This window comes from Aquidulcibacter sp., from assembly GCF_049239865.1.
In the GTDB taxonomy this organism is placed as follows: domain Bacteria; phylum Pseudomonadota; class Alphaproteobacteria; order Caulobacterales; family Aquidulcibacteraceae; genus Aquidulcibacter.
The window spans coordinates 1-2,202 of the sequence record NZ_JBMLTR010000151.1; the positions used below are offsets into that span (position 1 = coordinate 1).

The window sequence follows — 2,202 nt, forward strand, 5'->3', positions numbered from 1 at the left end:
TTTAGGAGCACGCGCTTCTAGGATGAGGCCTTTACGTACTAGGCGGGGGAAGAACTACACCACAAGGTGGCCTCGTTACCCACCCCGAGCACACACACTTATTCAGCCGGGGCGCACGGTTTGCGTCGTATTCCGGGCCAGTCCGTTAATCTGGCCCACCTCATTTGGCGCGTACCACGCGCCCCGGCCCCTCTGCTCTTTCCAAGAGCAACAGCCAAACCCCCGGAGGTTTTCCTCGCGGGGCTAAAGGTGTTGGGCGGGTGCCTCAGTCCATACGAACTTTCTTTTTGAATGACTTCTTCCCGAAAGGAGGTGGGCCGCCCTTGGTGCGGGGTGGGCCGACAATGCCGCGCGGGCCGCGTTCGCCGGAAGCTACCGGCGCATTGGGCTTACCCTTTTTGCCGCCCTTTTTGGGGCCATCACGACGGGGCGCACCCTTGGCATTGCCGGGGTCATTGGCTGGCTCAATCCGCATCGCATCATCTGGATGATTATAAACGGCCTGCATGAAGCGGTCGGCGACGCGGGGGTCGATTTCGAACACGGTGTCGCGGTCGAAAATGCGGATATTGCCAATGTCATTCTTGGTGACATGGCCAAGCCGGCAGATGAGCGGGATCAGCCATTTTGGGTCTGCATTTGAATTGCGCCCGACCGACAGGCGGAACCACGGCGCGCCAGAACCTTCTTGGCCGCCAAAGTCACGCGGATCGCGTTCAGGGCGGTCGCGCATGCGGGCCGGACGCTCACCCCGATCCGGGCGTTGACCGCGCGGCTCGGGCACGGGCTCAAACAAATCCTCGGGCTCTGGCAGGCGCGAGCGGTAGAGACGGATGAGGGCGGTTGCCACTTGCTCTGGGCCTGAAGCTTCCAGAAGCGCTGCGGCGAGGCCGACATCTTCTTCGCTGGCGGGCTCTTTCAGCATCGGGTCATTCATCAAGCGGTCGCGGTCTGCGGCGCGGATGGATTCCGCACTGGGCGGGCCCGACCAAGTGGCAGATACCCCTGCCGAGTGCAGCAATTGTTCGGCCTTTTTGCGCCGTGTGGTTGGCACCAAAACAACTGAAATCCCCTTGCGGCCAGCCCGGCCTGTCCGGCCAGAGCGGTGCAAGAGGGCGGCCTTATTCTGGGGCAATTCGGCGTGGATGACGAGGTTCAGATCTGGCAAATCCAGGCCGCGTGCCGCGACGTCGGTCGCCACACAGACGCGGGCATGGCCATCGCGCAGCGCTTGCAGCGCATCGGTACGTTCTTTCTGCGACAGCTCACCCGAGAGGGCGACCGCCGAGAAGCCGCGCTCGCGCAGGCTGCCAAACAAGTGCCGCACGCTTTCGCGCGTCGCACAAAACACCAAGGCCCCGCCGGTGCCATAAAAGCGCAGAACATTGACCACGGCTAATTCAAGCTCGTTCGGTGCGACGCGAATGGCGCGATACTCAATATCGCCATGGGGCACGTCGCGTGTTGTGGTATCAATGCGGATCGCATTGCGCTGATAATGCTTGGCCAGCGTCACAATGTCTTTGGCCAAAGTGGCGGAGAAGAGGAGGGTGCGCTTTTCTTCGGGCGTGCCGTCCAGAATGGCTTCCAGATCATCCTTGAAGCCCAGATCAAGCATTTCATCGGCTTCGTCGAGCACGACGGCGCGCAGCGCGCTGAAGTCTGCCCGGCCGCGTTCCATATGGTCACGCAAGCGCCCTGGTGTGCCGACGACAATGTGACAGCCGGCTTGCAGCTTGCGGGCTTCTTGGCGGGCATCCATGCCACCGACGCAGCAAACAACTTGTGCACCGGCTTTGGCGTAAAGCCATTCAAGTTCTCGGGCCACCTGCTGGGCCAATTCGCGGGTTGGCGCGATGACCAGCGCCAAAGGCGCGCCACCTCGGCCAAGGCGCTCTTCGCCAGCCAAAAGTGTGGGGCCAATCGAGAGACCAAAGGCAACTGTTTTGCCAGAACCAGTCTGAGCCGACACCAAAAGGTCAGCGTCAGCGCGTTCTTCGGCGAGAACAGCTGCTTGAACGGGGGTAGGCTCGCCATAGCCTTGGGCCGTCAATGCGGCTTCAAAGACGGCGGGTAGAGTAGGGAAGGGCATGATGATCCTGAAACCGCGCTTCTAGGTCGCGAATGAATGTAACAGCTTGCTTTGAGCAAAACTTCGAAGCGCTCTTTAACAGGAATTGACAGCAACAGCCATGTATTGAC

General features: G+C 61.0%; 1 protein-coding gene. It reads right to left on the reverse strand.

The features are described from left to right. Nucleotides 1–265 precede the first annotated feature (265 nt). Entirely contained in the window at nucleotides 266–2,092 is a 1,827-nt protein-coding gene (locus ACOVRA_RS11005) for a DEAD/DEAH box helicase (protein WP_421720331.1), read from the reverse strand. Nucleotides 2,093–2,202 lie beyond the last annotated feature (110 nt).

Coding starts and splice junctions, on each gene's coding strand:
- ACOVRA_RS11005 (WP_421720331.1), bottom strand. CDS start 2,092: ATGCCCTTCCCTACTCTACCCGCCGTCTTTGAAGCCGCATTGACGGCC.